This window comes from Streptomyces sp. NRRL B-24572 (assembly GCF_002156145.1).
Classification (GTDB): Bacteria; Actinomycetota; Actinomycetes; order Streptomycetales; family Streptomycetaceae; genus Streptomyces; species Streptomyces vietnamensis.
Genome location: NZ_MWIG01000319.1, coordinates 1 through 5,501, shown reverse-complemented (window position 1 = coordinate 5,501; position 5,501 = coordinate 1). Strand labels below are relative to the sequence as shown.

Below are 5,501 nucleotides of genomic sequence, written 5' to 3'. Positions count from 1 at the left end.
GCCCGCCCCCGAGGTAGCGCGAGATCCGCTCGTGGTCTCCGGGACCCTCCACCCACAACAGCACCAACTGGGCGTCGTGAACGGTCAGTTCCCGGCTTATCCCCCGCACCTGCTGCTCGAAGAACGGGTCCGAGAAGACCCGGAACTCGGGCTCCGCGATGATCACGGCCACGGCGCCGTTGCGCCGGGTGACCAGGGTGCGGGCCGCGTGGTTCGGCACGTAACCGAGCTCCTCGACGGCCCTGCGCACCTTCTCCACCAGGGGAGCGCGCACGCCCGCGCCCCCGTTGACGACCCGGGAGGCCGTGGCGCGCGAGACCCCGGCGCGCGAGGCGACGGCTTCCAGCGTGGGGCGGGGCCCCGTGGTCTGCTCGGGCAAGGCGTGCGCTCCTCGACTGCGGCGGCTGGACGGGGTGTGCGGTGTGCGTGTCCGACGGGTGGTGTGCGGTCCTGCGCGGACCAGGATATCTGTAGCCCGCACCTGTTGAGAGCGCTCCCAGAATGCGGACGGCGGGTGAACACCCGCCGCCCGGGGCGGTGTCAGTGGGGCGTGCGACGATCCAAGACATGATCGTCTCGCTGGATGCCCTGCTGCCCGCCACCGGTACACACCTGTCGACCACCTACGCCGACTGGGTCGCCGCCCACGACCCGGGCGCGGTCGAGAGCGCGCGTGCGCTGGTCCAGGACATGGGGGCCGAGCTCAACCGGTCCTGGACCAGGCCCGGCGCGTTCGTCGACGCGATGGCGCGGCGGGCGCGGCAGCTGCCGCCGGCGCATCTGCCGTGGTTCTGGGACACCGTGGGGCACCGGCTGATCGGTTACGGGAGCAGGCCGGGCGGGCGGGCGTACGCGGCGGCGCGGGCGGCCGAGGCCCAGCACGGGCTGCCCGTCGATGCCGCTTATCGCCGGGCCAACGGGCTGCTGTTCGCCCGGGGCGGGGCCATGCCCGCCAAGGAGTTCGGTGCCCATCAGCGGTTCCTCGCCGAGACGCTGGAGCCGGCGGCGGCGCACACCGCCCTGGAGGCCTTCCTCACCGCCTGGGCGGGCTCGCCCGCCGATCTGCCGGCGGATCTGGTGCGCCGGGTGCGGGCCTCCGCCAAGACGGCCGGACTCGGTGACGCGGAGGTCGCCCGGCTCGTGGGCACGATCCTCTCGGCCACCCGGAAGAAGGCCGTGCCGGACGCCCTGCTGACCGCGGCGGAGACGGTCCTGACGGCCCATCCGCCGACCGACGCGGTGGCGGCCGGTCTGGTGGAGGTCTTCCCCGAGGGCGTCACCGACGGAGGCGCGTGGCTGCGGATGCTGATCGGCTGCGGCGCGACCGGGGCCATGGAGGCCGGCCGGGTCGTGCCGGAGGGCGGGGTGCACCACTGGGTCGGAAACTTCGTCCGCATGTACCAGTACGCCCTGCAGTCCGGCGGCGGAGTCGCGCGCCAGCCGCTTCCGGAGGAACTCCTCGGCCTGATCGTCCGGTTGGGGCCGCGGCTGCGGGCCGAGGGCGCACCCGTGACGCTCCACACCACCCGCCACCACTACCAGGGCTTCGACGCGGACGTCCTCGACGCGTGCCTGGCCGCCGGGGCCGTGGTCACCGACCCGGGCCCGGACGTGCGGATGCGCTTCTGGGGCGAGAAGTCCCGGCGCGACCTCGCCGCGCTCGCCGCCGACCCGGTGTTCGGCCCACGCCTGGAGGGGACCGTGCACGCCGACCTGCTGCCGAACCGGCACATGGCACGCGGGCGGCAGCCCGGCTCCGCGGTCACTCTGCTCCCGGGCAACGAGGGCATCGCCCAGGAGGTGGCCGCACGGGTCGGCAAGCTCGTGGACACAGTCGGGGGCGGCGGCATGGCCGGCGCCGAGGAGTCCGTGGCCGAACTGGAGACCCTGCTCGACCGGCTGACCGTGACGGCGCTCGGCGGGATCGCCGACGCCCTCGGCGCGGCGGGCGCGGCGGGCGCGCTGCGCCGCTCGCTCGCGGCCGGGCTTCCGGAGGAACTGGCCTGGCCGTCGCTTGAGTCGGTGTACGCGGAGTTCGCCGCCGAAGCGGAGTCCGCCGATGCCGATGCCGATGCCGATGCCGATGCTGTCGGCCCCGTGCCCGGTGTCGCCGGAGTGACCTGCACCTGGCCCGTGCTCACCGTGTTCGGAGCCGGCCGGGCCGTCGCCGTCGACCCGGACGGGGTGCGGGCCTCCTGCCGGTTCACGGTGCCGGACGACGCGACGATGTACGCCGTCCACTACGTCGGCGGATCCTTCCTGGTGAGCTGGTCGGTCAAGCCGGATCCGTACTTCTGCGACACCGCCTGCTGGGCGGACCGGCCCGAGGAGACCTTCACACCGGACGAGCAGGGCGGCCTCGTGCCGTACGGCGGGAAGCTGGACGGGGCCTACGGCTTCCAGTTCGAGACCACCGACGGGGGAGGGCGCCACGGCGGCCTCCGCGCCCTTCGGCCGGGCGGCACCGAAGGCATCGACAGCAACGAACTGCAGCTCGGTGACGGAACCCGGATCTGGACCAACGGCGTGTACAGGCGGCGCCCGTGGGAGGCCGTGGACCCGGTCACCGGTGAGCCGTCGGGCGGCATCGAGGTGCCCGACTTCCCCGGTCGCCCCGCGAGCGCGGACCCGGCGACGGAACCGTCCGAGGCGGGCATGGCCCTGGCCCCGGAGGCCCTCCACCTCGCACCGCTGCCCGCCGGTCTGACCGACTCCCCGCTCGGCAGCAGGGACGGCCTCGTCGGGACCCGGATCCTGTTCCGCACCCCGCACCGCGACCCCGCGCCCGACCACTACCTGCTGCAGAGCATCGACGGGCGCACGGCCCGCTTCGCCATCGACCGGCAGGGGCAGAAGCCCTGGGCGCTGTGGGCGCCGCCGGAGGGCGCCGTGGAGGACGTGGTCCTCGCCGAGGCCGAGACGCGGACGGGCGTGCGCGCGTACACCGCCGACGGCGTCCTGCTGTGGGAGCTGGACGGCCACCACTCGCCCCGGCACCCCCGGGTGGGGCCGGTTCGGCACGTCACCGTGTCCGGGGGCGTGGCCCTGCCCCCGGCCTTCTGGTACCTGCTCCGCACCCGGGACGCGGCCGGGTCCCGGGCGCTGCGCAACGTGAGCCGCGAGACGGCGGAAGCGCTGCTCACGGCAGCCGTCGAGAGCGCGGCGGCCTCCGGCGATGCGGCGGCCCTCGACGATGCGACCGCCTCCGCCGGACCCATCGCCTCCGACCGCCCGGCCGCCTCCCCCGGCACCTCCGCGCTCCGTTCGGTCGTCGCGCGCGAGCTGCCGGACGTCACCGATCCCGTCCTGGTCGAGGCCGTCGTCGCGGTGGCCGAGCGGGCCGCCCGGGTGGAGGAGCGGCGGCGTGCCCTGCACCGGCGCGTCACCCTGCTCGCCGAGACGCCGCCCGTGCGGCTCCGCCGGTCCGTGCCGGACACCGCACTCGTCCCCGCGCTGCACGGCCTCGTCGACACCGGCGAGGCCGACCAGTGGCGGCGGACCCCCGACGTGGCCCTGCCGGCGACGCTGACCGCGCTCGCCGCCGACGGCTCCTGCCTGGCCGGGACGATCGTCGAGGAGGTGCGCCGCCTCTCGCCGCCGGCCCCGCCGCACGACTGGTCGCAGCTCCTCGGCGCGATCGACGCCGTCGCCTGGCGGGCGGCGGTCGCACCGACCCCGGACGCCGACCGGGCCGCTCTCCTCGCGCTCCTGGACACCTGGGCCGACCAGCCGTTCGCCCGCGCGGGCAGCCGCTGGTGGGCGGGGAGGACGTCAGGACCCGGGTTCGTGGACCTCATGCGCGCGGACGGCACGGCCATCGCGTCCGCAGGCGTACGGGACGCCGGCGCGAAGCAGTGGTTCGTGGCGCCCGTCGCCGGGAACCCGCACGCGGACCCGGTCCCCGGTGTGGCCACCGAGGTACGGCACGTGCGCGTGGAGCGGGACGACGCCGAGCGGCTGCGCGCCCTCGTGGCCGCCGTCGACGCCCACGGGCCGGTCCCGCTCCCGGAGTCGGCGGCCGCGCGCTTCGCCGAACTGACGGGCGTACGACGGTCCGTGGCCCGGCTCGTCGTCGCCGGTCTCGTCGGCCGGGCCGACCGGGAGGAGCACCGGGCCCTCGTGCGCAAGGCCCCGTACAAAGCGACCCCGCTGACGACGGAGGCGTACGAAGAGCTCCGTACCAGGCTCGGCGGCGCGGGCCGCAGGGCCGTCCTGGCCGCCGCCCTGCCCGACGACCCGACCGAGCTGTGGCGGCCGGGCGGGGTCGAGGCGGCGGTGGAGCGGATGGCCGGGGCGTGGCGGGAGCTCCTCGGGGCACGGCCCGCCGTCGACGACGACACGGCCGACGCCCTGGAGGCCGACCTGGGCCTCGGCGAGGTGTGGGCCCGGCGTCTCGCCGGAGGCCACGACGCCGCCGAGGACGCGACCGTGCCCGCGGCCGGCTGGGAGCTGGCGGCGACCCGGCAGGGCAGGGGAGTGGAGGTCCGGGCCGTACCGCAGGCCGGGCCCGAACTGCCGTACCGCACCCCGGTGGGACTCGCCCTGACGGAGATCGCGAGCGCCCTCGTGTGGGCGTGGACGGACCGGCCCGTCGGCGATCCGGCGCTGGCGGGCGCCCAGGCCCTGTACGAGCGGCTGCGCGCCGAGCTGGACCGCCCCGAGCTGCTGCTCGAACTCCCCGAGTACTGCGTGAAGGACACGCCGGAGCGGATCGCCGAGCGGTTCGGGCCCCGGCGTCTGCCGGTGGCCCGGCACCCGGAGAACGGGTCGGATCCGCAGACCGCGTACGACTCCGGACCGCTGGTGGTGTGCGCCCCCCACGGCACCGCCTTCCTGCGTCCCGCGGCCGTCACCGACCCCCGGACATGGCAGGCGGTCCGTGAGGTCACCGACCTCGCCGAGGACCTGGACCGGGTGGCACCGCTGCTCGCGGGCGGCGGTCTTGAGCGGATGATGCGGCGCGCCCTGTCCGGAGCCGTACCGGCCGGGGCGTACGAGGCGGATCCGCGCCGTTCCTGCCCGGAGCTCGTCGCCCGGGTGGCGGCGGAGCTCGGGGTGGGCGGGGACGCGGCGGCCCTGTACCTCCAGCTGGCGACCCTCGCGGCGCCCACCGACCGGAACGTACGGCGGTGGAACGGCTGGTCGACCAAGCGGCACACGGAGGTCCGGGCGGAACTCCTGGCCACCGGCGCGGTCCTGGAGGCCAAGCGGGCACGGGCCGGCCGGACCCTGTTCCTGCCCGGCGACTGGACCGAGCTCAAGGCCCCGCACCTGCCGCTGGAGACCGTGAAGCTGACGACCCACCTGGTACGGCCGATGTGGGACAAGTGGATCCGCTCCCCGTTCGTACGGATCCTGCCGACGGCGCCCCTCCACGAGATGTTCGAGGAGGCCTGGGGACGGGTCTCCGACTAGGGTCTGTCCGGCCCTGGTCCGCCGGACGGGCCCTGGGCCCCGACGACGCCGCCCCGCCCACCGAGGGGTGGGCGGGGCGGCGTCGT

At 76.0% G+C, this 5,501-nt stretch carries 2 protein-coding genes; one reads left to right on the top strand and one right to left on the bottom strand.

Annotated features, from left to right (window positions below; all coding sequences use genetic code 11):
- Window positions 1-379: LacI family DNA-binding transcriptional regulator (locus CCN56_RS20060; protein ID WP_143664573.1), on the bottom strand; the 379-nt coding region annotated here is incomplete at its 3' end.
- Between the two features lie 188 nt (window positions 380-567).
- Between CCN56_RS20060 and CCN56_RS20055 the strand changes: the two genes are divergently transcribed.
- On the top strand, window positions 568-5,415 hold the full coding sequence (locus tag CCN56_RS20055) for a hypothetical protein (protein WP_086828701.1): 4,848 nt from the start codon (window positions 568-570) through the stop codon (window positions 5,413-5,415).
- The last annotated feature ends 86 nt before the right edge of the window (window positions 5,416-5,501 follow it).